The sequence below is a fragment of the Actinomadura kijaniata NBRC 14229 genome (genome assembly GCF_001552175.1).
GTDB lineage: Bacteria > Actinomycetota > Actinomycetes > Streptosporangiales > Streptosporangiaceae > Spirillospora > Spirillospora kijaniata.
In genome coordinates this window covers 1-23,659 of sequence record NZ_BCQR01000057.1, presented here as the reverse complement: position 1 = coordinate 23,659, position 23,659 = coordinate 1, and the positions used below count along the sequence as shown (strand labels likewise).

The 23,659-nt window shown below is 75.0% G+C and carries 23 protein-coding genes, 1 tRNA gene and 1 pseudogene; 9 read left to right on the top strand and 16 right to left on the bottom strand.

Translation table 11 applies throughout. The features are described from left to right. Positions 1-8 precede the first annotated feature (8 nt). On the top strand, positions 9-998 hold the full coding sequence (locus AKI01S_RS18955; protein ID WP_439951676.1) for an NAD(P)H-dependent flavin oxidoreductase: 990 nt from the start codon (positions 9-11) through the stop codon (positions 996-998). Positions 999-1,118: 120 nt separating this feature from the next. Here AKI01S_RS18955 and AKI01S_RS53545 read toward each other — a convergent pair. Both AKI01S_RS53545 and AKI01S_RS18945 read right to left on the bottom strand, forming a co-directional pair. Then, positions 1,119-1,487 (bottom strand): annotated as a pseudogene (locus AKI01S_RS53545) (SAM-dependent methyltransferase); the annotation flags it as partial. 46 nt (positions 1,488-1,533) lie between these two features. Continuing rightward, positions 1,534-2,178, bottom strand: coding sequence for a TetR/AcrR family transcriptional regulator C-terminal domain-containing protein (locus tag AKI01S_RS18945; protein WP_067819318.1), 645 nt, complete (start codon positions 2,176-2,178; stop codon positions 1,534-1,536). 79 nt (positions 2,179-2,257) lie between these two features. Between AKI01S_RS18945 and AKI01S_RS18940 the strand changes: the two genes are divergently transcribed. Next, positions 2,258-2,854 carry a peroxiredoxin-like family protein gene (locus AKI01S_RS18940; RefSeq protein WP_067819218.1) on the top strand — a complete coding sequence of 199 codons (597 nt, stop codon included), beginning with the start codon at positions 2,258-2,260 and terminating at the stop codon, positions 2,852-2,854. Between the two features lie 23 nt (positions 2,855-2,877). Here AKI01S_RS18940 and AKI01S_RS54275 read toward each other — a convergent pair whose 3' ends face one another. The 4 genes from AKI01S_RS54275 to AKI01S_RS18920 all read right to left on the bottom strand — a co-directional run bounded on the left by AKI01S_RS54275 (position 2,878) and on the right by AKI01S_RS18920 (position 6,563). Beyond that, on the bottom strand, positions 2,878-3,828 hold the full coding sequence (locus tag AKI01S_RS54275) for a quinone oxidoreductase family protein (protein ID WP_067819215.1): 951 nt from the start codon (positions 3,826-3,828) through the stop codon (positions 2,878-2,880). After that, entirely contained in the window at positions 3,828-4,841 is a 1,014-nt protein-coding gene (locus AKI01S_RS18930; protein WP_067819212.1) for an aldo/keto reductase, read from the bottom strand. The genes AKI01S_RS54275 and AKI01S_RS18930 overlap by 1 nt, the downstream gene beginning before the upstream one ends. Before the next feature lie 31 nt (positions 4,842-4,872). Beyond that, positions 4,873-5,625 (bottom strand): SDR family NAD(P)-dependent oxidoreductase, encoded by a 753-nt coding sequence (locus AKI01S_RS18925; RefSeq protein WP_067819209.1) that lies wholly within the window; start codon positions 5,623-5,625, stop codon positions 4,873-4,875. 86 nt (positions 5,626-5,711) lie between these two features. Then, complete coding sequence (locus AKI01S_RS18920) at positions 5,712-6,563, bottom strand: helix-turn-helix transcriptional regulator (protein WP_067819206.1); 852 nt, start codon at positions 6,561-6,563, stop codon at positions 5,712-5,714. 88 nt (positions 6,564-6,651) lie between these two features. Here AKI01S_RS18920 and AKI01S_RS18915 point away from each other — a divergent pair, with 88 nt between their 5' ends. From AKI01S_RS18915 to AKI01S_RS18900, 4 genes are all read left to right on the top strand, one after another. Continuing rightward, the gene (locus AKI01S_RS18915) at positions 6,652-7,230 is read left to right on the top strand and encodes a hypothetical protein (RefSeq protein WP_067819203.1); all 579 of its coding nucleotides are present in this window, start codon (positions 6,652-6,654) and stop codon (positions 7,228-7,230) included. A gap of 77 nt (positions 7,231-7,307) precedes the next feature. Then, the gene (locus AKI01S_RS18910) at positions 7,308-8,378 is read left to right on the top strand and encodes an ABC transporter substrate-binding protein (RefSeq protein ID WP_067819200.1); all 1,071 of its coding nucleotides are present in this window, start codon (positions 7,308-7,310) and stop codon (positions 8,376-8,378) included. Continuing rightward, the gene (locus AKI01S_RS18905) at positions 8,371-9,417 is read left to right on the top strand and encodes a FecCD family ABC transporter permease (RefSeq protein WP_083999815.1); all 1,047 of its coding nucleotides are present in this window, start codon (positions 8,371-8,373) and stop codon (positions 9,415-9,417) included. The genes AKI01S_RS18910 and AKI01S_RS18905 overlap by 8 nt, the downstream gene beginning before the upstream one ends. After that, on the top strand, positions 9,417-10,181 hold the full coding sequence (locus AKI01S_RS18900) for an ABC transporter ATP-binding protein (protein WP_067819197.1): 765 nt from the start codon (positions 9,417-9,419) through the stop codon (positions 10,179-10,181). Before AKI01S_RS18905 ends, AKI01S_RS18900 begins: the two co-directional genes overlap by 1 nt. Positions 10,182-10,196: 15 nt before the next feature. On the opposite strand, the gene AKI01S_RS18895 is transcribed toward AKI01S_RS18900, so the two are convergent. From AKI01S_RS18895 to AKI01S_RS18855, 9 genes are all read right to left on the bottom strand, one after another. Continuing rightward, a complete protein-coding gene (locus tag AKI01S_RS18895; RefSeq protein WP_067819194.1) occupies positions 10,197-11,372 on the bottom strand; it encodes an acyl-CoA dehydrogenase family protein in 1,176 nt (391 codons plus the stop codon). 61 nt (positions 11,373-11,433) lie between these two features. Next, positions 11,434-12,354, bottom strand: coding sequence for an aminoglycoside phosphotransferase family protein (locus AKI01S_RS18890; RefSeq protein ID WP_067819192.1), 921 nt, complete (start codon positions 12,352-12,354; stop codon positions 11,434-11,436). Positions 12,355-12,373: 19 nt separating this feature from the next. Next, positions 12,374-13,180 carry an HTD2 family dehydratase gene (locus tag AKI01S_RS18885; protein ID WP_067819189.1) on the bottom strand — a complete coding sequence of 269 codons (807 nt, stop codon included), beginning with the start codon at positions 13,178-13,180 and terminating at the stop codon, positions 12,374-12,376. After that, positions 13,177-14,334 (bottom strand): CoA transferase, encoded by a 1,158-nt coding sequence (locus AKI01S_RS18880; protein ID WP_067819187.1) that lies wholly within the window; start codon positions 14,332-14,334, stop codon positions 13,177-13,179. Before AKI01S_RS18880 ends, AKI01S_RS18885 begins: the two co-directional genes overlap by 4 nt. Before the next feature lie 148 nt (positions 14,335-14,482). Then, positions 14,483-15,637 (bottom strand): acetyl-CoA C-acetyltransferase, encoded by a 1,155-nt coding sequence (locus AKI01S_RS18875; protein WP_067819184.1) that lies wholly within the window; start codon positions 15,635-15,637, stop codon positions 14,483-14,485. 10 nt (positions 15,638-15,647) lie between these two features. Then, entirely contained in the window at positions 15,648-16,277 is a 630-nt protein-coding gene (locus tag AKI01S_RS18870; protein ID WP_067819180.1) for a TetR/AcrR family transcriptional regulator, read from the bottom strand. 30 nt (positions 16,278-16,307) lie between these two features. Beyond that, complete coding sequence (locus AKI01S_RS18865; protein ID WP_067819178.1) at positions 16,308-17,087, bottom strand: SDR family oxidoreductase; 780 nt, start codon at positions 17,085-17,087, stop codon at positions 16,308-16,310. Then, positions 17,084-18,265: an acyl-CoA dehydrogenase family protein gene (locus tag AKI01S_RS18860; protein ID WP_067819175.1), complete on the bottom strand. Its 1,182-nt coding sequence runs from the start codon at positions 18,263-18,265 to the stop codon at positions 17,084-17,086. The genes AKI01S_RS18865 and AKI01S_RS18860 overlap by 4 nt, the downstream gene beginning before the upstream one ends. Before the next feature lie 74 nt (positions 18,266-18,339). Further along, positions 18,340-20,217, bottom strand: a complete 1,878-nt coding sequence (locus AKI01S_RS18855; RefSeq protein ID WP_067819172.1) for a PP2C family protein-serine/threonine phosphatase — start codon at positions 20,215-20,217, stop codon at positions 18,340-18,342. Positions 20,218-20,431: 214 nt separating this feature from the next. On the opposite strand from AKI01S_RS18855, the gene AKI01S_RS18850 reads away from it, so the two are divergent. Next, positions 20,432-21,817: a pyridoxal phosphate-dependent decarboxylase family protein gene (locus AKI01S_RS18850; protein ID WP_067819170.1), complete on the top strand. Its 1,386-nt coding sequence runs from the start codon at positions 20,432-20,434 to the stop codon at positions 21,815-21,817. A 4-nt stretch (positions 21,818-21,821) separates the two neighbouring features. After that, positions 21,822-22,319 (top strand): GNAT family N-acetyltransferase, encoded by a 498-nt coding sequence (locus AKI01S_RS18845; RefSeq protein ID WP_067819167.1) that lies wholly within the window; start codon positions 21,822-21,824, stop codon positions 22,317-22,319. Here the strand turns inward: AKI01S_RS18845 and AKI01S_RS18840 are convergent, their stop codons facing one another. After that, complete coding sequence (locus tag AKI01S_RS18840) at positions 22,320-23,225, bottom strand: serine hydrolase (protein WP_245681689.1); 906 nt, start codon at positions 23,223-23,225, stop codon at positions 22,320-22,322. It lies immediately after the preceding gene. 105 nt (positions 23,226-23,330) lie between these two features. On the opposite strand from AKI01S_RS18840, the gene AKI01S_RS18835 reads away from it, so the two are divergent. Further along, positions 23,331-23,404 (top strand) — tRNA-Pro (locus AKI01S_RS18835). Positions 23,405-23,659 lie beyond the last annotated feature (255 nt).

Here is a 23,659-nt window from a genome sequence, read left to right as displayed (position 1 = left end):
AGACCGGCATGGGGTGGGTCGCCGGGCCGCGGCTGGTCACGGCGGTCGCCGAGGCGGGCGGCCTCGGGATCCTGGCGTCGGCGACGATGACCCTCGACCGGCTCGCCCAGGCGATCCGCGAGGTGAGGGACCGCACCGACGCGCCGTTCGGCGTGAACCTGCGCGCCGACGCCGCCGACGCGGGCGACCGCATCGACCTGCTCGTCCGGGAGGGGGTGCGGGTCGCCTCGTTCGCGCTGGCCCCGAAGCCGGAGCTGATCGCCCGGCTGAAGGACGCCGGGGTCGTCGTGATCCCGTCGGTGGGCGCGCGCCGCCACGCCGAGAAGGTCGCGGCGTGGGGCGCGGACGCGGTGCTGGTGCAGGGCGGCGAGGGCGGCGGCCACACCGGGCCGGTCGCCACGACGCTGCTGCTGCCCCAGGTCGTGGACGCCGTGGACATCCCGGTGATCGCGGCGGGCGGCTTCTTCGACGGGCGGGGCCTGGCCGCCGCGCTGGCCTACGGCGCGGCGGGCGTGGCGATGGGCACCCGGTTCCTGCTCACCTCCGACAGCCCGGTGCCCGACGAGGTGAAGAGGGTCTACCTGCGCACGGCCGAGACGGTGGTGACGCGGCAGGTCGACGGGATGCCGCACCGGGTGCTGCGCAGCGAGCTGGTGGACGCGCTCGAACGCTCCGGCCGCGTCACCGGCCTGGCGCGGGCGCTGCGCAACGCCGCCGCGTTCCGGCGGATCTCCGGCCTGTCGTGGCGGGCGATGATCGCCGACGGGCGGGCCATGAAGCACGGCAAGGACCTGTCCTGGTCGCAGGTCCTCATGGCCGCCAACACGCCCATGCTGCTGAGGGCCGCGATGGTGGACGGCCGCCCCGACCTGGGCGTGATGGCGTCCGGGCAGGCCGTGGCGGTGATCGACGACCTGCCGGGCTGCGCGGAGCTGATCGGGGAGATCGTGCGGCAGGCCGCCGAGCGCATCGCCGCCCAGCAGGGCCTGCTGGCCTGACCGTCACGGCACGCGGCCGACGACGCCCAGGTAGGAGGGGGTGGTGAAGTCCGGTTCCAGGCCGGGTCCGGGCCGCCACTCCTCCACCGGGGCCACGCCGGGCGGGACGGGCCCGGCGCCCGCCAGCAGGGCCCGCGCGTGGACGAGCACGATCGGGTCGTTGTCGACGTAGACCACGCGCGCGTCGGGGGCGGCCCGCAGCACGACCTCGTGGACGTTCTCCTGCGTGGGCAGCCCCGCGCCGACGTCGACGAACTGGCGGATCCCCGACTCGGCGAGCATCCGCACCGCGCGGCCGAGGAACTCCCGGTTGCGGCGCGCGGCCACCCGGACGTCGTTGCCGACCTCGACGCTGATGGCGATGACCTTCTCGGCGGCCTCCCGGTCGGCGGCGAAGTTGTCCTTGCCGCCCAGGTAGTAGTCGTACATGCGGGCGACGCTCGGGATGGTCGGGTCGACGCCGGGGGGCGCCTTCTCGTCGGGGGTCAACGTCCGTTCCGTCGGATGACGGGCCGCGGCCGGAGGGAACCGAAGATCATTCGGCCCCGGCGGAGGGCCGTTCCCCCAGCGAACCGCCGATCCCGTCGAGCAGGAGTTCCAGGCCGCGCCGGAACTCCCGCTCGACGGTGAGCCCGCGCGCGTCCCGGGCGGTCGCGGCCATGAGCGGGAAGTCGGCGGCCGTCAGGGCGGCGATGGCCTCGGTGCCCGCGCCCGACAGCGGCCCCAGGTGCTCCTGCTGGGTCGCGCCGATCACGTAGGCGGTCAGGGCGCGCAGCGCGACGGCGCGCGCGGTGCCGGTGACGCCCGCCTCGGTCAGCACGCCGAGCACGGCCTCGCCCCAGCGCAGCACGCCGGGCGCGTGGTGGCGGTGGGTCACCGTCAGCGGCAGGACGCGCGGATGCCCGGCGACGGCGGCGCGCATGCGCTCGGCCAGGACGGCCAGGCGCTCCCGCCAGTGGGCGCCGGGCGGCGGGACGGTGTCGACCGCGCCGAGCACCAGTTCCAGGACGTGTCCCTCCAGCTCCTCGCGGTCGGCGACGTACCGGTAGAGCGCCATGGTGCTCATGCCGAGCTCCCTGGCGACGGCGCGCATGGTCATGCCCGCCAGGCCGTCGCGGTCGGCGACGGCGAGGGCGGCGGCGGCGATCTGCCCGGTGGTGAGCGAACGGGGTCGTGGCATGGCCTTGACAGCGTACGGCATACGCCTACGCTGGTGAGCGTACGGCGTACACCTACAGATGCACCTACCGGAGGTCTCCATGCGCCTGCGTCCCGGCGATCCCGTCCCCGCCCGCGAGCTGGACGCCGTCAACGGCCCGCCCGTTCCGCTCCCCGACCCCGGCCGCCTCGTCCACCTGCAGTTCCGCCGCTTCGCCGGATGCCCGGTGTGCAACCTGCACCTGCGGTCGGTGGCGGCCCGGCACGCCGAGATCGAGGCGGCCGGGGTCGCCGAGGTGGTGGTGTTCCACTCCCCCGCCGGGGAGCTGCGCGAGCACGCCGCCGGCCTGCCGTTCCCCGCCGTCGCCGACCCCGACCGGCGGCTGTACCGGGAGTTCGGCGTGGAGTCCTCGCCGCGCGCCCTGCGCGACCCGCGCGCCTGGCCGGTGATCGCGCGCGCCGTGCTGGTCGGCACCTGGCGCATCCTGCTCCGCCGCGAACGGCCACCCGCCCGCAGCCCGCACGGCGGGCGCCTGGGGCTGCCCGGCGACTTCCTCATCGCCCCCGACGGCCGGATCGTCGCCGCCAGGTACGGCGAGCACGCCGGTGACCAGTGGACGGTCGACGAGCTACTGTCCCTGGCCGCCCGCGCCGGACGCGACGCGGTCGGACGGGACACCGCCGGGCGCGTTCCCTGAGGAAGGCGCCCGGCGGGGCCGGGTCACGGATCGACGGCGAGGACGAGCTTGCCGGTCGTCGCGCCGGACTCGATGCGGCGGTGGGCCTCGGCGGCCTCCTCCAGCGGCAGCGTCTCCACCTGGAGGCGCAGGTCGCCGGACTCGGCCGCCGCGACCGCGCGGCGCAGGGCGCGGCCCGCGTCCCCGGGGAACGCCGCCGAGAACGCCGCCAGGTTGAAGCCCGACACCGTCCTGTTCGTGAGCCACAGCTCGTTGGCGGGCAGGCCCACGTCGGCGGCGTCCGAGGCGTTGCCCATCACGACCAGGCGGCCCATCGGGGCCAGCAGGTCCAGGCTCGCGCGGCGGGACGGGCCGCCGACCGGATCCACGACGATGTCGAACGGCCCGTCCGGGCCCCGGTCGCGCAGCACCACCTCGTCGTAGCCGAACGCCCGCGCCGCCTCGACCTTCGCCGGGCTGCCGACCGTGCCGACGACGCGGCCCGCGCCGAGCAGGCGGGCGGCCTGGCCGAGCTGGCTGCCCGCTCCCCCGGCGGCGGCGTGCACCAGGACGCTCTCGCCCGGCTCGATCCGCGCGACCCGGTCCAGGACCAGGAACGCGGTGGTGCTGTTGGACGGCACGCCCGCCGCGACGTCCAGCGGAAGGCCGTCCAGCGGCGCGACCAGGTCGGCGGAGGTGACCGCCACCTCGGCGTAGCCGCCGCCGTCCACGATCGTCAGCGCCGCGACCGGCTGGCCGGGCCGCAGCCCCTCCACGTCGGGGCCGACGGCGCGGATCCGCCCGGACACCTCGATGCCGGGGACGAACGGCAGCGGCACGTCCGCCAGGCCCCGCCGGTAGAGGATCTCGGCGAAGTTCGCGCCCGCGTGGGCCACGTCGATCGACACCTGGCCGGGGCCGGGCTCTGGGGCCTTCACGTCGGCGACGGTCAGGACGCCGGCGTCGCCGAACGCGGGGATGGTGACGGCGCGCATCAGTACCGGCTTCCCTCGGGGGCGGGGACCGCGTCGAGCTCGGCGAGGTCCTCCGCCGTCAGGTCCAGGTCGGCCGCGCCCGCGTTGTCGCGCAGGTAGCGGGACTTCTTGGTGCCGGGGATCGGGATGACGTGGTCGCCCTGGGCGAGCGTCCAGGCGATGGCGACCTGCGCGGTCGTCGCGCCGTGCCGCTCGGCGACCGCCTTGACGACGTCCACGATCCGCATGTTGGCCTTCAGCGCCTCCTCCTGGAAGCGCGGGTTGCCGGAGCGGAAGTCCCCGTCGCCGAAACCGGCACTGGTGACCGTCCCGGTGAGGAAGCCGCGGCCCAGCGGGGAGAACGGCACGAACGCCGCGCCGTTGTCCCGGCACCAGCCGACCACGTCGCCGACGCCCTCGCTCGCGGCGGTGGCGCCGGAGTCGATGCCGCCGCCCGCCAGGGCGCCGGGCGCGCCGAGCGCGTCGCGCGTCCACAGCGACAGCTCCGACTGGATGGCCGCGACCGGGTGGATGCGATGGGCCTCCTCGGCCTGCGCGACGGTCACCTCCGACAGCCCGAGGCGGCGGACCTTGCCCTGCTCGACCAGCTCGGCCATCGCGCCCCAGGACTCGGCGAGCGGCACCTCGGGGTCGATCCGGTGCAGGTAGAACAGGTCGATGACGTCGGTGTCGAGGCGGCGCAGGCTCTCCTCGGCGGACCGCCGGACGTGCTCGGGCGAGGCGTCGCGGTGCATGGCGTGGGTGGCGGCGTCGTCGACGACCAGCCCGGTCTTGGTGGCCACGACCGCCTGGTCGCGGCGGTCCCTCAGGGCGCGGCCGACGAGGGTCTCGTTGTGGCCGTCGCCGTACACCTGGGCGGTGTCCAGGAACGTCACGCCGAGGTCGAGGGCCTCGCGGATCAGCGCGATCGACGCGTCGTCGTCGCGTTCGGCGGGGCTGTAGGCCCAGCTCATGCCCATGCAGCCGAGGCCGACCGCGCCGACGGGGGTGCCGTGGAAGTCACGAGTGCGCATTGGAAAGGGTCCTTTCGGTCGGGCGGGTCGGTCAGGCGGGGACGGCGCCGACGAGGCCGCCGTCGATGACGAGGTCCTGGGCGTTGACATAGGAGGCGTCGTCGGAGGCCAGGAAGGCGACCGCGGCGGCGACCTCCTCGGGGCGCCCGAAGCGCCCGGCGGCGACCTGCGCGCGCAGCCGCGCGGCCTCCTCCGCCGGGAGCGCCGCCTCCGGGTACATGGGGGTGTCGATGTAGCCGGGGCTGACGGAGTTGACGCGGATGCCCCGGGGCGCGAGGTCGGCGGCGAAGGTGCGCGCCAGGTTGTGCGCGGCGGCCTTGGTCGCCGCGTAGACCGAGGCGAGCGCCAGGCCGCGGTTCATGGTCCACGAGGCGTTGATCACGATCGCGCCGCCGCGCGGCACCAGCGGGACGGCCTTCTGGACCGTGAAGAACACGCCCTTGAAGTTGACGCCGACGGTGTGGTCGACGTCGGCCTCGGTGAGGTCGGCGGTGGGCTTGAACGTCCCGACGCCCGCGTTGGCGAACACCACGTCCAGCCGGCCGTGCCGGTCGCCGATCGCGGCCATCAGCGCGTCGAGGTCGGCCGGGGAGGACACGTCGCCGGGGACGGCCAGGACGCGGTCGCCGCCGTCGAGGTCCTTGGCGGCGGCGTCCAGGCGGGCCGCGTCCCGCCCCGTGATGATCACATGTGCGCCCTCGGCCAGCAGGCGGCGCGCGGTGGCCAGGCCCATCCCGCTGCCCCCGCCGGTCACCAGGGCGACTCTGTCGGCGAATCGGTTCATGACCATGATCCTGCCGACGGGGCGGGCCCTCCGACAGTGTCGGTTCATCCTGGGTGTGCCACCACCACCCTCGGCGGCCCCCGGGGTCAGCTCGCCCGGGACAGGCTGATGCTGGCCATGTGCCGTTCGAGGCGTTCCAGGGTGCCCGGCAACGGGTTGTGCAGGATCAGGTTGTGGCCGGGCCGGTCGGGCAGCGGCAGCAGCGTCGACTCGAAGACCAGGTCCCCGGCCTCGGGGTGGCGGATCGCCTTGCGGACCTGGCTCTCGCCGCCGACGTCGTGCCGCGCCCACAGCTCGGCGAACTCGGGGCTGGCCGCCAGCAGGTCCTCGATCAGCCGGTCGAACCCGGGGTCGTCGGGGTAGCGGGCGGCGTCGGCGCGGAACCGGCCGACCACGCCGGGCGCCGCCGCGGACCACTCGGCGTGCAGCGCCCGGTAGCGGACGTTGGTGAAGAAGCTGACCAGGCAGTTGTGGTCGGTGTCGCCGTAGCCGAAGACCTCGCGGGCGGAGTCGTTGATGGCGAGGAAGTTCCAGTAGCGGTCGCGGACGTAGCCGGGCCGGGGCGACCAGGCCTCCAGGATCCGCTGGAGCCCGGGGGTGACCGGGATGGCGGGGGCGGCCTCGGCGACCGGCGGGTTCAGCCCGGCCAGCAGGTACAGGTGGGCGCGTTCGGCCTCGTCGAGCCGCAGCGCCCGGCTGATCGCGTCGAGCACGTCGCCGGAGACCTTGATGTCGCGTCCCTGCTCCAGCCAGGTGTACCAGGACACCCCGACCCCGGCCAGCACGGCGACCTCCTCGCGGCGCAGCCCCGGGGTGCGCCGCCTCCCGACGTCGGGCATCCCCACGTCGGCGGGGGTGAGCCGGGCCCGGCGGGTGCGCAGGAACTCGCGCAGCTCTTCGCGGCGGCGGTCGGAACGGGGAGAACTCACGCTGGCCATGCCCCCCACGATATCGACCGTTTCCGGGTGGCCCCGGGACGAAGAGGTCGATGAGGGTCCCCGTGGGGCGTCCCCTAGGCTGTCGGGCGTGAGCGATCCGGGGGCGGCGGTGCCGCGGTGCGCGCGGGGCGCGTTCCTCGCCGCCGTGTGCACGTTGATCGCGCTCGTCGGGCACGTGCTGGGCGGCGAGGGCGGGTGCTGCGTGCCGCCGCTGCCCGCCGTGCTGCTCACCGGGGGCGTGGTGGGGACGCTGAGCACGGCGCTGGCGCGGCGGGCGCTGACGTTCGGCCGGACGCTGACCGTCGTGGGCTGGTCCCAGCTCGCCTTCCACCTCGCGTTCTCCGTGGCCGCCGCCGGTCCCGCCCACCACGCGCCGCCGGTCGGCGCCGCCCCGGCGGCGGGGTTCGGCCCGGACATGATCGCCGGGCACGCGGTGGCGGCCGTCGTCGCGGCGGCGGTGCTGGCGCGGGCCGACGCCGCGCTGTGGTGGCTGTGCGGCGTGGTGCTCGCGGTCGTGCTCCCCTGGCTGACGCCCCGCCCGGTCTCGCCCCCTCCGGCGCCGTGGACGGTGGTGCTGTCCGCCGAGCGCACGCCCCGGCGCGGCGTGCTGCTCGCCCGCGCGGTGCGGAGGCGCGGTCCTCCCGTGGTTCCGGCGCACGCCCGCTGAGCCCGCCCCGTTGACCGGTGGGCCGGTGCGGCGTGCCCTCGCCCGCCCGGAACCGGAACACACAAGGGAAACCCTCCATGTTCGACCGCCTCGTGCGGCGAGCCGCGCCGTCCGCGTGCCTCGCCGCCGTCCTGACCGGCTGCGCCTCCTCCCCGGCGCCCGTCGCCGGGCACGACCCGGCCGCCCCGCCCGCCCGCACCTCCTACCCGCTGACCCTGGACAACTGCGGGCAGAAGGTGACGTTCAGGCAGCCGCCGCGCCGGGTGCTGATCCTCAACGGCACCTCCGTCGCCGAGGTCGAGAGCTTCGTGCTGCTCGGCCTGCACCGCCACATCCTCGCCAACGCCCAGAGCTACGGCGTCTCCGACCACCCGTCGATGGTCGACGGCATCCGGTCGCTGCCGACCGGCGGGCTGACCACCAACAAGAACTTCGAGGTGCCCGCGGAACAGGTGCTGGCCGCCAAGCCCGACCTGGTCGTCTCGCACTGGTCGGGAGGGTTCGACGCCAAGCGGGGCCTGGCCACCCGCGAGCAGCTCGCCGCCGCCGGGATCAACACCCTGGTCAACCCCGTCAACTGCGCGCTCGGCAAGCCCGCCGCCACCGACGCCGAGAGGCGCGCCCACGAGAGGCTGTCGATCGAGTCGTCGCACGAGTTCCTGACGCTGCTCGGCCGCATCTTCGACGCCCAGCACCGGGCCGCCGAGGTCGGCCGGGAGCTGCGGCGGCGGGTGGACGCCGTCCGCGCGCGGGTGGCGGGCCGCCCCGCCAAGCGGGTCCTGGTCGTGTATCCGGGCATGGCGATGATGAACGCCAACGGCCTGCCCGCGGTGATGACCGGGCGCATCACCGACGAGGTGGTCCGCGCGGCGGGCGGGGTGAACGCGTTCGCCGGACGCTCCCGCGACGTGACCGCCACCCTCAACCGCGAGCAGCTCGCCACCGCGCGGGTGGACGTCGTCGCGGTCGGGCTGTTCCGGCCGGACGAGAACGCCGAGGCGATGGCGCGCGACCTGTTCGCGAAGTTCCCGCAGTGGGAGGCGTCGCGGACGCGCACGTACGTGACGGTCGCCGACGGCGCGTTCGTCGGGCCGGTGAACGCCTGGGCCGTCGAGAGGATCGCCAAGGCGGTGCACCCCGATGCGTGACCGGGACAGGGGCCCGCACCTGGTGTCGGGGCCGATGACGGCCGTGCTGCTGGCGGGACTGGCGGTGGCGCTGGTCGGGGCGTCGGTGCTGGCGATCTCGATCGGGTCGGTGACCCTGCCGGTCGGCACCGTCTGGCGGGTCGTCGCCGCGCACCTGACCGGCGCCGACAGCCCCGATCCGCTGCGCGACCAGGTGGTGTGGGAGATCCGCACCCCGCGCGTGCTGGTGGCGGCGCTGGTCGGGGCCGGGCTGAGCGTGGCGGGGGTGGCGTTCCAGGCGCTGGTGCGCAACCCGCTCGCCGACCCCTACGTGCTGGGCGTGTCGGCCGGGGCGTCGCTGGGCGCGGTGCTGGTCGTGGCGGTCGGCGCGACGGCGTTCGGCGGGCTCGGGGTGGCGGGCGCGGCGTTCGCGACCGCGACCGCGACGGTGCTGGCGGTGTACGCGCTGGCGCAGCGCGGCGGGCGGCTGCTGGACTCGCGGCTGGTGCTGTCGGGCGTCGCGGTCGGCTACCTGGCGTCGGCGGCGACCAGCTACGTCCAGTTGCAGATCGACGCGTCCCAGCTGCACGGGCTGATGTTCTGGCTGATGGGCAGCATCGCGGGCGCGACCTGGGACGACCTGGGGCTGCCCGCCGCGGTGATCACGGTGTGCACGGCGTTCCTGCTGCTGCGGGGCCGGGACATGAACGCGCTGCTGGCCGGGGAGGACGCGGCGGCGGGCCTCGGCACCTCGGTCGCGGCGCTGCGGATCTGGCTGCTGCTGGCCGGGTCGCTGCTGACGGCGACCGCGGTCAGCGTGGTCGGCGGCATCGGGTTCGTGGGGCTGATGGTGCCGCACGCGGCGCGGTTCCTGGTCGGCTCCGACCACCGCCGGGTGCTGCCGGTGGCGCTGCTGATGGGCGCGGTGTTCCTGGTCGTGGTGGATGTGGCGACCCGCACGGTGGACCGGCCCGACGAGCTGCCGGTCGGGGTGTTCACCACCGCGCTCGGGGTGCCGTTCTTCCTGTGGCTGCTGCGGCGGCGGGGAGGTGCGCGCTGATGCGGCTGGACCTGGCGGGAGTCTCCGCCGCCATCGACGGGACGCCGATCCTGCGCGGGGTGGACCTGGCCGCGGCCCCGGGCCGGTTCGTGGGGCTGATCGGGCCCAACGGCAGCGGCAAGTCGACGCTGCTGCGCACCGTCTACCGTTCGCTGCGGCCCTCGGCGGGCGTGGTGTCGCTGGACGGCGAGGACCTGTGGCGGATGCCGCCCCGGCGGGCGGCGCGGCGCCGGGCGGTGGTGACCCAGCACGGCGACGTCGGCGGCGAGTTCTCCGTCCGGGAGGTCGTCGCGATGGGCCGCGCCCCGCACCAGGGGCCGCTGGACCGGGAGAGCGCCGCCGACCGGGCCGCCGTCGCCGAGGCGCTGGAGCGCGTGGACCTGGCGTGGGCGGCCGGCCGGCTGTTCGGCACGCTGTCGGGCGGGGAGCGCCAGCGGGCGCTGGTCGCCCGCGCCCTGGCGCAGCGGGCCCCGCTGCTGGTCCTGGACGAGCCCACCAACCACCTGGACGTGCGCGCCCAGCTCGACCTGCTGGACCTGGTGCGTTCGCTCGGCCTGACGCTGCTGGCCGCGCTGCACGACCTGGACCACGCGGCGGCCTACTGCGACGAGGTGGTGGTGCTGGAACGCGGCCGGGTCCGCGCCGCGGGGCCGCCGCTGGAGGTGCTGACCCCGGCGTTCATCGCCGAGGTGTTCGGGGTGCGCGCCCACGTCGGCGAGCACCCCCTCACCGGGCGCCCGCACATCGCGGTCGCGTCGCTGTGAGCGTCGGGCGGCGGCTCACTCCTCCAGCAGCCGCCGCCCGATGATCATCTTCTGGATGTCGGCGGTGCCCTCGCCGATCAGCAGCATCGGGGCCTCCCGGTACAGCCGCTCGATCTCGTACTCCCTGGAGTAGCCGTAGCCGCCGTGGATGCGGAAGGAGTCCTCCACGACCTCCTTGCAGTACTCGCTGGCCAGGTACTTGGCCATCCCCGCCTCCAGGTCGTTGCGGTCGCCGCCGTCCTTGCGGCGCGCGGCCATCACCATCATCTGGTGCGCGGCCTCGACCTTGGTGGCCATCTCCGCCAGCCGGAACAGCACGGCCTGGTGCTCGGCGATCGGCCTGCCGAACGTCTCCCGCCGCCGCGCGTACCCCACCGCCAGCTCGTAGGCGCGGCGCGCGACCCCGCAGCCGCGCGCGGCGACGTTGACGCGCCCGACCTCGATGCCGTCCATCATCTGGTAGAAGCCCCGGCCCGGCGCGCCGCCGAGGATCTGGGTGGCGGGGATCCGGTACCCGTCGAAGACCAGCTCGGTGGTGTCGACGCCCTTGTACCCCATCTTGTCGATCTTCCCGGGGACGGTCAGGCCCGGCGCGACCTCCCCGAACCCGGGCGTCTTGTCCACCAGGAACGTCGTCATCCCCCGGTGCCCGGCGTCCGGGTCGGTCTTCACCAGCGTGGCGACCAGGTGCGCGGTGCCGCCGTTGGTCAGCCACATCTTCTGGCCGTCGATCACGTAGTCGTCGCCGTCGGGCACGGCCCGCGTCCGGATCGCCGCCACGTCCGACCCGCACCCCGGCTCCGACATGGAGAACGCGCCCCGGATCTCCCCGGCGGCCATCCTCGGCAGGTAGCGGGCCCTCTGCTCCTCGGTCCCGTGGTGGGTGAGCATCCAGGCGACGATGAAGTGCGTGTTGACGATCCCCGACACGCTCATCCAGCCGCGCGACAGCTCCTCCACCGCCAGCGCGTAGGTCAGCAGCGACTCCCCCAGCCCGCCGTACTCGGTGCCGATCATCAGCCCGAACAGCCCGAGGTCCCGCATCCCGTCCACGATGGCCTGCGGGTACTCGTCGGCGTGCTCCAGCTCGGTGGCGACGGGGAGGATCTCCTTGTCCACGAACGCCCGCACCGCCGCGACGATCTCCCGCTGTTCCTCGCTGAGCCCGTAGGTCTGCTGCAGCCTGCTCATCGACCACCTCCGCGCACGGGGCAAGTGCCCGCTTACAACCCTGCGGCCACCCTACGGCTCGCTATCCCCGGTGACGCAGCAGGACCGTGGCGAGCGCGACCTGGGCGGGCTCCAGCGCCGCCTTGCCGTCCTCGACGTCCCACAGCGCGTTCTGCAGCACGCGGCCGAGGGTCCAGCCGACCGCCCGCCCGCGGTCCAGGCCGAGGGCCTCGGTCAGCAGGTCGAAGCGGCGCAGCACCGCGCGGGCCACGTCGCCGGTGGCCTCCACTCGCTCCCACTCGCTGTCCAGCGCGGGCCACAGCTCGAACGCGGGGTCGCCCGCCAGCGGCTCGGGGTCGATGGCCAGCCAGGGTTCCCGCTCCCCGGCCAGGACGTTGCCGTAGTGCAGGTCCCAGTGCAGCAGGCGGTCGCCGGGCTCGCCCGCCAGCTCGGCCACGGCCGACGCGCAGGTGCGCACCAGCCGCCGCTCGTCGGGATCGCGCAGGGCCGGGACCGCCGCCGGGACCTGGTCGAGCATGGCGGCGGCGATGTCGGCCAGCCGCCGCACTCCCTCGGGGGCGGGCACCGAGGTCAGGCGGGCCATGATCCCGGCCAGGACCCGCATGGCGGCGTCGTCGTCGGCGATCGAGGCCAGGGTCCGGGTCGCGTCCAGCCGTTCCAGGAGCTGCGCGCCGCCCTCCTCGTCGTGGTCGAGCAGCCGCACGGCGCCCTCGCCCCGCCACGCCCGCAGGCCGGGGACGACGCCGGCGGACTCCTCGCGGACCTCCTGGAGCCTGAGGACGGCGGGCGTCCCGTCCTCCCGGAGCACCGGCAGGACCAGCGAGGCCATGCCGTGGGCGGCCGGGCCGTCGGGCCGCAGCCGCCAGCGGTCCATCAGGTCGCCGCCCAGCCGGGGCAGCCCGGCCAGCCAGGCGCGCGCCCCGGCGCCGTTCGTGCCGTAGGACGCGGCGAACGCGTCGGGAACGTCGATGTAGTCGATCATCGCCGTACAGGCTAGAGGGTCAGGAGAACGTGGCCGTCATCGCCGTCACCCCGCCCGGGGCCACCACCGCCAGCTCCCCGTCCGGCGAGCCCGTCACCGCGAACGGCTGGTCGGCGTAGACCGGGCGGCGGGAGCGGAACGACAGCTCCGTCACCTTGTGGCCCTCGCGGCGCGGCAGCTCCAGGCACAGGATCGCCAGCAGGGGACCGTGGACGACCAGGCCGGGGTGCCCCTCCACCTGGGTCGCGTAGGTCTCGTCGTAGTGGATGCGGTGGGCGTTGTAGGTCAGGGCGCTGAAGCGGAACAGCAGCACCGGGTCGGCGGTCATGCGCAGCGTCCAGGGCGCGTCCGTCTCGGGGATCTTGAACGACGGCCGCGCCGGGCGGCCGACCTGGTCGCCGCAGCGGTAGACCAGGTCCTGCTCCTCCACCGCGATCTTCGTGCCGTCGCGCAGGAACGTGTGCCGGACGGTGACGAACAGCAGCTCGCCGCTGCGGCCCTCCTTGACGGCGGTGGAGACCAGTTCGGCGCGGCGGGTGACGGTGTCGCCGATCCGCAGCGGCTCGCGCACGATGAGGCGGCCCCCGGCGAACATGCGGCGGCGGTCGGGGATCGGCGGCAGGTGGCGCCCGGCCAGCGGGTGCCCGTCGGGGCCGAGGTCGCGCTGCGGCGGGCGGTCCAGGAAGTGGAGCCACTGCCACAGCGGCGGCAGTTCGGGCCCGGGCGGGTCGGTGTCGAGCAGTCCGGCCAGGGCCGCGGCGGGGGCCGCGTCGATGGTCTCGGTGGTCTCGTGCGGCGCGGGGCTCCACCCCTCGATATCGATCACGCCACGACTCCCTTCGCGCGCAGGGACCCGGCGTCGAGGCCGAGTCGGGTGAGAACGGCGTCGGTGTGCTCGCCGAGCCGGGGCGCGGGCACGGGCGCTCGCCGTGCCGCGCGGTCCCCGGTGTCCAGGGGGCTGGCGGGGGCGCGCAGCCGGCCGACGCCGGGCTGGTCGATCTCCCCCAGCATCGGGTTGCCGGTCAGGTCGATCTCGTGGAAGCGCCGGTAGGGGGCCCACAGGACCGAGGTTCCGGTGAACTCCCGCTCCACGTCGGGCAGCGCGCGGCCGGCGAACCACGGCGCGAACAGCGCGGCGAGCGCCTCGCGGTGGCGGTAGCGGTCGCCGTCGGCGGCGAAGTCGGCGTTGAGGAGGCGGGCCAGCTCGGCCACGGTCCCGGTGTGGCCGGTGACCCGGCACAGGTCGGCGAAGTGGCGTCCGGTGAGGGCGACGACCATGATCCGCGTGTCGTCGGCGAGCGTGAAGTCGCGGGCGAAGCCGCCGTACAGGTGGTTGCCGATGCGGGGGCGCCGCCCGCCGAGCTGGGCCTCGGCGAGGAAGCCGAGGTTGCCGGCGGTGGCCAGGGCGACGTCGTGGAGCGGCAGGCGGATGCGGGCGCCCTCGCCGGTGCGGGACCGGCGGCGTTCGGCGGCCAGCAGGCCCACCGCCGCGTACAGGCCGCAGGCCACGTCCCAGGCGGGCAGGACGTGGTTGACGGGTGCGGCGTGGTCGGCGGGGCCGGTGACCAGGGGGAAGCCGAGCTCGGCGTTGACGGTGTAGTCGACGGCGGGCGTCCCGTCGTGGCGGCCCTCGATCTGGAGGTGGATCAGGTCGGGGCGGACCGCCGAGAGCGCCTCGTGGGTGAGCCAGTCGCGGCCGACGGCGTTGGTGAGGACGATCCCGGCGTCGGCGGCCAGGCGCGTCACCACCTCGCGGCCCTCGGGCGACCGGAAGTCGACGGTGACCGACTTCTTGCCCTTGTTCATGCCGGTCCACAGCAGGCTCGCCCCGGACGGCGCCAGGGGCCAGCGTCCGAGGTCGGCGGCCCCGCCGACCGGATCGACGCGGATCACCTCCGCGCCCAGCTGGGCGAGGGTCATGCCGCCCAGCGGCGCGGCGACGAAACTGGAGATCTCGACGATCCGCAGTCCTTCGAGCATCGACCATCCCGTTGTCGGCGATTTCGCCCGAGTATGCCGGACGTTCACCGCGCCGCGGTCAGAGGGCGGCGGGTACCGGCCGGGAGGGGGCGGGCGGGGGGCGGGGACGGCCGGCCCGGGTGTGCGCCGCGGACCTGCGACGACGCGGTCAGAGGCATTCGATGACGGTCACGTTGGCCTGGCCTCCGCCCTCGCACATCGTCTGCAATCCGTACCGGCCGCCGGTGCGCTCCAGCTCGTGCAGCAGCGTCGTCATCAGCCGCGCGCCGGTCGCGCCGAGCGGGTGGCCGAGGGCGATCGCGCCGCCGTTGGGGTTGGTGCGGGCCGGGTCGGCGCCGGTCTCCTTCAGCCAGGCCAGCACGACCGACGCGAACGCCTCGTTGATCTCGATCGCGTCCATGTCGTCTATGCGCATGCCGGTCTTCTTCAGCGCGTGCGCGGTCGCCGGGATCGGGGCCGACAGCATCCGGATCGGGTCCTCGCCGCGCGCCGACAGGTGGTGGACGCGGGCGCGCGGCGTCAGGCCGTGGTCGCGGACGGCCCGCTCGGAGGCGATGAGCAGCGCCGCCGCGCCGTCGGAGATCTGCGAGGCCACCGCCGCGGTGAGGCGGCCGCCCTCCACGAGGGTCCTCAGGCCCGCCATCTTCCCGGGGCTGGTGTCGCGGCGCGGCCCCTCGTCGGTGGTGACGCCCTCGAACGGCACGATCTCCCGTTCGAAGCGGCCCTCGTCGATCGCGCGGATCGCCCGCCGGTGCGACTCGTAGGCGAACGCCTCCATCTCCTCGCGGGAGATGTCCCAGTCCCTGGCGATCATCTCGGCCCCGGCGAACTGCGACACCTCGCCGTCGCCGTACCGCCGCACCCACCCCCTGGACCCGGCGAACGGCCCCCGGTCGAAGCCGAGGGGCTCGGCGGCGGTCATCGCGTAGGCGATCGGGATCTGCGACATGTTCTGCACGCCGCCCGCCACGACCAGGTCGGACGTTCCCGCCAGCACGGCCTGCGCGGCGAAGTGGACGGCCTGCTGGGAGGAGCCGCACTGCCGGTCCACGGTCACGCCGGGCACCTCCTCGGGCAGCCCGGCGGCCAGCCAGCAGGTGCGGGCGATGTCCCCGGCCTGCGGGCCGACGGCGTCCACGCAGCCGAACACCACGTCCTCCACCGCCGCCGGATCGATCCCCGTCCGGTCCATCAGCGCGGTCAGCACGTGCGCGCCCAGGTCGGCGGGGTGGGCGCCGGACAGGCCGCCGCCGCGCCTGCCGACCGGCGCGCGGACCGCTTCGACGATGTACGCCTCGGCCATGGGGGTCTCCTCATTCGGGGGGTCGGCTCGCCTGGATCCCTTCCAGGACCATCGCGAGGTACTGCTTGGCGATCTCCTCGGCGGACAGCCGTCCGCCGCGCTGGTACCAGTTGGCCGCGACCCACACGGTGTCGCGGATGAACCGGTAGACGAGGCCGCGGTCCAGGTCCGCCCGGAACGCGCCCTCGGCCACGCCCCGCTCCAGCAGCGAGGTCCACATCTCCTCGAAGCGGCGGTGCGAGTCGAGCAGGTAGCGGAAGCGCTCGCTGGTGGCCAGGTGCTTGGACTCGTTCTGGTAGACCACGACGGCGGGCCGGTGCCGGTCGATCGACCGGAACGACTCCACGACCAGCGCCTCCAGGGTGTCGCGCGCGCCGAGCCCGGCGGCCAGCACGCGGTCGTAGGCCGCCCACATGTCGTTCAGGAACGTCGACAGGATCTCGTCGGCCATCGACTCCTTGGAGTCGAAGTGGTAGTAGAGGCTCCCGCCGAGGATCCCGGCGGCGTCGGCGACCTGGCGGATCGTGGTGGCCGCGTAGCCCTGCGAGGCGAACACCTCGGCGGCGGTGGCGAGCAGTTCGGCCCGCCGTTCGGCACGGGCGGCGGCGGTGCCCTCGGCGTCACGCCGTCGTGGACTCATGGTGTGGTGGCTCTTTCCGGGAATGCTGCGTCACGGGTGTTGTGAGGAGACCGAGACGACCTCGCCCGTCATGTAGGACGAGTAGTCGCTGGCCAGGAAGACGATAACGTTGGCGACCTCCCACGGTTCCGCGTAGCGGCCCTGGGCCTCGCGCCGTGTCAGCTCCTCCAGCAGCTCCCGCGAGGTGACCTTCACCAGGTGGGGGTGCATCGCCAGCGACGGCGACACCGCGTTGATCCGCACGCCGTGCTCGGCGGCCTCCAGCGCGGCGCACCGGGTGAGGGCCATCACCCCGGCCTTGGCGGCGGCGTAGTGGGACTGCCCCCGCTGGGCGCGCCAGCCGATCACCGAGGCGTTGTTGACGATGACCCCGCCGCCCCGCCCGCGCATGATCCGCAGGGCGGCGCGGGTGCAGCGCATCGTGCCGTTGAGGGTGACGTCCAGGACCCGCGTCCACTGCTCGTCGGTCATGTCGGCCAGGTCGGCGGTGCCGCCGAGACCTGCGTTGTTGACCGCGACGTCGAGGCGGCCGAAGCGTTCCAGGGCGAGGGCGTACAGGGCTTGGACCTGCTCCTCGACGGTGACGTCGCACACCCGCGCGGCCACGCGGTCCGCCCCGAACTCCTTCTCCAGCTCCGCGGCGGAGGCGGCCAGGCGGCGCTCGTGCGTGTCGGAGACCAGCACGGCCGCGCCCTCCTCCAGGCAGCGGCGGGCGGTCGCGCCGCCGATCCCGGCCCCGGCGGCGGCGGTGATCACGACGACGCGGTCGCGCAGCAGCCCGTGGCCCGGAACGTAGGGGGGTGGGGTCATCCGCGTGCCTCCCTCGGCAGCCCGAGCACGCGCTCGGCGATGATGTTGCGCTGGATCTCGTTGGATCCGGCGTAGATGGTGTCGGAGCGGGAGAACAGGAACAGCCGCTGCCAGTCCGACAGGTCGTAGGGCGCGCCGTCGGCGACCAGCCCGGCCGCGCCGAGCACGTCCATGGCGAGCTCGCCGAGCTCGCGGTGCCAGGTGCCCCACACCAGCTTGGAGATCGACGACTCGGGGCCGGGCGCCCCGGCGGCGACCCCGGCCATGGTGCGCAGGGCGTTCAGCCGCATGATCTCCAGGCCCGTCCAGGACCGGGTGAGGCGGTCGCGCAGCAGCGGGTCGTCGATCGCACCGGTCTCCCGCGCCAGGGCGATCACGCCCTCCAGCTCGCGGCGGAACCCGACCTGCTGGCCGAGGGTGGCGACGCCGCGTTCGAACCCCAGGGTCGCCATCGCGATCCGCCAGCCGTCGCCGGGCGCGCCGACGATGTTGGCGGCGTCGGTGCGGGCGCCGTCGAAGAACACCTCGTTGAACTCCGAGGTGCCGGTCATCTGGACGATCGGGCGGACGTCCACGCCCTCCTGCCGCATGGGGACCAGCAGGTAGGACAGGCCGTGGTGGCGGGCGGAGCCGGGCTCGGTGCGGCAGACCGCGAAGCACCAGTCGGCCTCCGTCGCCAGGGACGTCCACACCTTCTGGCCGGTGATCCGCCACCCGCCGTCGACGAGCTCGGCGCGGGTCTGCACGTTGGCCAGGTCGGACCCGGCGTCGGGCTCGGAGTAGCCCTGGCACCACAGCTCCTCCACCGCGACGATCGGCGGCAGGAAGCGGCGGCGCTGCTCGTCGGTGCCGAACGCGATGATCGTGGGGCCGAGGAGGTTCTCGCCGATGTGGTTGACCCGCGCGGGGGCGTCGGCGAGGGCGTACTCCTCGTGGAAGATGACCTGCTGCCCGACGGTCGCGCCGCGCCCGCCGTGCTCGGCCGGCCAGCCCAGGCACGTCCAGCCGGCGGCGGCCATGTGCCGTTCCCAGGCCAGCCGCTCCTCGAACGCCTCGTGCTCGCGTCCCGGCCCGCCCAGCCCGCGCGCGTGCGCGAACTCTCCCGACAGGTGCGTCTCCAGCCAGTCGCGGACCTCGGACCGGAAGTCCCGGTCCGCAGGGGACTCGTTGTGGTTCACGCCCCGGACTCTACCAAACGGTTGTTAGAAAGAATGGGCGCGGACTCCCCCGGAGGGGAGCCGCGCGCCGGTGGCTACTCGACGCGCAGGCAGAACAGGGTGGTGTCGTCGGCGGCGCGGTCGTGCCCCATCTCCGCCAGGATCCGGTCCAGGTCGGGCCCCGAGCCGGCGGCGGAGCGGCCCAGGATGCCGACCAGCCGCGCGATGCCCTCGTCCAGGTCCACGCCGCGCCGCTCCACCAGGCCGTCGGTGTAGAGGAGCACGTGGTCGCCCGAGCGCAGCTGCACGGTGTGGGTGGTGTACTCCAGGCCCGGCAGCGCGCCCAGGATGGGGTCGGGGTCGTGTTCCAGGGAGACCGCCTGGCCGTCGCGCACCAGGATCGGCGGCGGGTGCCCGGCGCTGGTCCACTCCAGGATCCGGCTCTCCGGGTCGAACCGGGCGACCACGGCGGTGCCGGTGGCGGCGGGCTCCAGATCGCCGACCAGCTCGTTCAGCCAGGCGACCAGGCGGCCCGGGGGCCGTCCGGTGTAGGCGAGCCCCAGCAGGCCGCCCCGGGTCCGGGCCATCGCGGCGGCGGCGGGCAGGCCGTGCCCGGCGGCGTCGCCGACGGCGAACAGGCCGCGCCCGTCGGCCAGCGCGCGGGTGGCGAACCAGTCGCCGCCGATCCGCGCGGCGCTCTCGGCGGCCAGGCTCCGCACCGTGACCCGCAGGCCCGGCAGGCGCTCCAGGTCCCCGGGGTCGGGCAGGATCGCGCGGCGCAGTGTGGCCGCGACCCGGTGCTCCTGCGCGGTGCGCAGCTGCTGGCGCAGCATGGCGCGGCGGGTCTCGGCCAGGGCGCGCTCCATGCCGCGCCGCCGGGTGATGTCCTGGGAGACGATGTTGACCGCGACCGGCAGGCCCGCGCCGTCCACGACCGGCTCGGCGAACACCCACAGGTGGCGGTGGCGGCCCCCGGGGGTGGCGACGCGGTGCTCGAACTCGACCGACTCGCGGCGCGACAGCAGCGTGGAGATCGCGTCCTCGACCAGCGGGACGTCCTCCTCGGCCACGGTCTTGGGCAGGTCGGACGGGGAGCCGGGGGCCTCCGCCAGCTCGTAGTTGGCGAGCATCCGGGGCGACCAGAACGCCTCACCGGTGACCAGGTCCCACTCCCCGAACCCGATCTGCGCCAGGCGCTCGACGCTGTCGTGCCGGTAGCGGATCCGGTCCTCCTCGCGGTGGTAGTGCCAGGCCACCACCACGCCGGTGGGCACCCGTACGCACCGCAGGGTCATCCGGGACGAGCGCGGGACGCCGTCCTGGGCGGTGGAGTAGGCGAACGGCCCGCGCGCGTAGGGCTCGCCGGTCTCCAGCACGGCCACGTAGGCGTCGAACAGGCCCGACAGGGCCGAGCCGGGGTCGGTGTGCAGCAGCCGCCGCCCCGCCAGGTCGGCCGCGCCCCGCCCGAACAGGTCGCGGGCGGAGTCGTTCAGCGCGGCGTACAGGAAGTCGACCACCCGCCCGTCGGGGGACCGGACCGGCACCAGGTGGGCCGCGCCGTCCAGGGACGCGTCCATGGCGGCCCGCGCCTGCGGGTCGTCGGGCAGCGTGTCGAGGATCTCGGCGTCGTCGGGGGTGTCCACCGCGTTGACCCGGCGCAGGACCTCGGCGCGCGCCGAGTCCGACGGCGGCGCGGCGAGCGTGGCGCGGGCGGCCCGGCGGCTGCGGGCGGGCACGGCCGCCTCCCCGTCCTCGGGGGCGCCGACCTCGCCGACCAGGACGGCCGCCGCCTCCGGCAGCTCCACGTCCAGGTCCCGGGCCAGCCAGATGAGGTGCTGCAACGCCTCCCCGGACGGGCAGCCGAGGCGCGCGGCCAGCGCGGCCCGCGCCTCGGCCAGCAGCGCCCGGTCCCGCGCGGCGTCCCGCAGACCGGCCAGTTCCGTCGGCAGCGCCGCGCCGTCGACCTCCGTCACCCGTCGTCTCCCCCTCGGCTTTTCATGACCTCATCCATGAAAAGGTACATAGCGTCATGAACGCCGAAGGGCGGCCATTTCTTTCACCGGCCATCTCTTTGCCCTGACTTTCCCGACGGCGGGGTGTGTCGCGGGCCACTTCCCGCGATTGGCCCGAGACCCGTGCGCGGCGGGCGTCCTAGCGTGCGAGACAGCCGACCCTGGGGAGACGCGCGTGGACCACCGTCCAGAAAATGATCTTTCTCACCTGTCCGACCGCCTCGACCGGATCCGCCGTTACGCGGCGGACCTGCTCGCGGGCCTGGACGAGCGGCCCGCGGCCGTCCCGCCGGACCCGGTGGAGCCGCGGCCACCGGCCGAGGGCGTCGGGCTGGAGGGCGCGCTCGCCGAGTTCGCCGAACGGTGGGAGCCGGGGTTCTCCGGCAGCGCCGGGCCCCGCTACCTGGGGTTCGTGACCGGCGGCACGACCCCGGCGGCCCTGGCCGGGGACTGGCTGACCCCCGTGCTGGACCAGAACCCGGCCGTCGACCTGGACTCCACCGCCCCCGCCCTGGAACGCGAGACCCTCGCCTGGCTGCGCGACCTGCTCGGCCTCGGCGGCGCCCACACCGGCGCGTTCGTGTCGGGCGCGACGCAGTCCAACACCGTGGGCCTGGCGATCGCCCGCGAGTGGCTGGGCGAGCGCGCCGGCGTCCGGGTGTCGGACGCGGGCGTGGCGGCGCTCGGCGACGTCCAGGTCCTGTCGGGGACCGCGCACTCCAGCGTCCTCAAGGCCCTGTCGGTGCTCGGGCTGGGGCGCGACGCGCTGCGCGCCGTGCCCACGCTCCCCGGCCGCGAGGCGGTCGACGTCGCCGCCCTGGCGCGCCTGCTGGACGGCCGCCCCACGGTCGTCGTGGCCAACGCGGGCACGGTGAACACCGGCGACTTCGACGATCTCCAAGCCCTGGTGGCGCTGCGCGAGCGGCACCCGTTCTGGCTGCACGTGGACGCGGCGTTCGGGGGCCTGGCGGCGCTCTCCCCCGCCCACGCCCCGCTGGTGGCGGGCCTGGCCGAGGCCGACTCGGTGTGCGTGGACCTGCACAAGTGGCTGAACGTCCCCTACGACTCGGCGGTCCAGTTCACGCGCCGCCGCGACCTGCAACTACGGGTCTTCCGCAACAACGCCGCCTACCTGACCGACCCTGCCGGCGACCCGGACTTCGTGCACCTCACCCCGGAGAACTCCCGCCGCCTGCGGGCCCTGCCGGCCTGGTTCGCCCTGCGGGCCTACGGGGCGCCCGGCCACCGCGCCATCGTCGAACGCAACATCGCCCAGGCCCGCCTGCTGGGCGACCTGCTGGCGGCCGACGCCCGCTGGCGCCTGCTGGCGCCCGTCCGCCTCAACATCGTCTGCTTCACCCTCGCCGACGACCCGGACCCCGGGCGGATCGCGGCGCTGCTGCGCGAGGTGGCCGCCACCGGCACGACGTTCCTCACGGCGACCGTCCACGACGGCGTCCCGGCGATCCGGGCGGCGTTCAGCAACTGGCGCACCACCGACGCCGACGTCCCCCGCGTCGCGGCGGCACTGGCCGACGCCCACACCAAAGTGATCTTGTAGGGGGATGAGACACACCGCCACCTATCTGGAGATGACCTCCCCCGCCGACCTGGTCCCGGCGGACCCGCGCCCCGACGTCGTCCTGACCTCCCTGGCCGACGACCCGGCGCTGGCCCGCGACGTCATCGAGCGCGTCGGCGGCCCCTACCACTGGGGCACCAACCACTGGTCCGACGACCGGTGGGCCGCGCACCTGAGCGATCCCGCCGTCCACCCCTGGCTGATCGCCAAGGGGGACGAGCCCGCCGGGGTCGCGGTCCACAAGGTCCACTCCCCCACCGAGGTGGAGGTGCTCACGTTCGGGCTGCTCCCCGAGCACGTGGGCACCGGCATCGGCGGCCACGCCCTGACGCTGACGCTGCGCCGCGCCTGGGAGCTGCTCCCCGGCGTCACCCGCGTGTGGCTGCACACCTCCACCCTCGACCACCCGAACGCGCTGCCCAACTACCGCAAGCGGGGCCTGCGTCCGTACCGCGTCGAGGAACGGGACACCGAGACCTGATCACCCGGCGGCCCGGTGGACCTCGCGGGTCAGCGCGGTCAGCCGGGCCGTGGCCGTCCGGAACGACGTCCCGGCGGGGTGCAGGGTCAGCACCACGACGATCCGCCGGTCGTTCCGGCCCACCACCCCCGTCGTGTGCAGCACGGGCCGGCCGATCCCGAGATCGACGTTCCGGAAGGAGGCGCCGCTCGCCGCTCCGGCCCGGCACGGCTCGGCGGGCCGCAGCCCGAACCCGGACCACCCCTGCTTCACCGCCCACGGCCTGGGCAGCGCCCGCGGGATCCCGAACGACTGGTCGAACCGGTCGGTCCCGCACCGCGTGGCCCGCCGCAGCTGCCCCATGACGAAGTCCCGGTGCCCCCTGGGCGCCCGGTCCAGCAGGTACCGGTAGGTCTTCACGAGATCCCCGGCGCTGAGCGCGGTGTAGCCCCAGAACCCGGGCTTGTCGGCGGGCGGCGGCGCGGTCTCGGTCAGCCCGAGCCTCCGCGCCGTCCGCCGCACGATCTCGCCCTGCCCGCCCCGCTTCCAGAACGCGGTGGCCGCCCTGTCGTCGCTGGACCGGAGCATCACCTGCAACAGGGGCCGGTCCGCCGCCCGCAGGCCGTTCCGCTCCAGATGGTCGAGCGCGATGAGGATCTTCACGACCGAGGCCGACCGGAAGACCTCCCGGGGCCGGTGCGACAGGAGCGTCCGCCCGGTCCCCCGGTCGAACACGACGAACGAGGCCAGCGTCCCCTTCGGCGCCCGGGGCGCGGCCGCCGCGGACCGCGACGGCCGAGGGGACGGCCGCGTCTCCGTCCCCGCCCCGTCCGAGGGCGCCACGGCGGGCCCGTTCCCGGACTCGCACGCGCACACGGCCAGCAGGAGCCCCACGACGGCCCCGGCCCGCACCACTGAAGTCAACACCCGGCCATGCCTACCAGATGACCCCGCCCGGGTCCGCGATAACCGAGTACGCATCGCCACCGGGACTGCGCTAGAGTTGTCACGCCCGCTCAGCGAGCGGGCTACCGGGACGTAGCGCAGTTTGGCAGCGCACTTGACTGGGGGTCAAGGGGTCGTGGGTTCAAATCCCGCCGTCCCGACACGGTAAGGCCAGAGCCCTGATCTCGATCACGAGACGGGGCTTTCGCTTTTCCCACGGACGCCTCCTCGTCGGCGGCGCCCCGGTCGGTCGTGCGGCAAGGCCGGGCCTGAACGTGCGGTCCTCCGGTTCGGTCGCTGGTGCCTCCTCTCGTTCGTCGCCCCACCCGCGCGGAACCGGTCAGTGCTGGGGCGGGTGAGCGCCGTGAGCCGCGCAGCGGAGGCCCCGGCCTGTGACGGCCGGGGCCTCCTGGGCT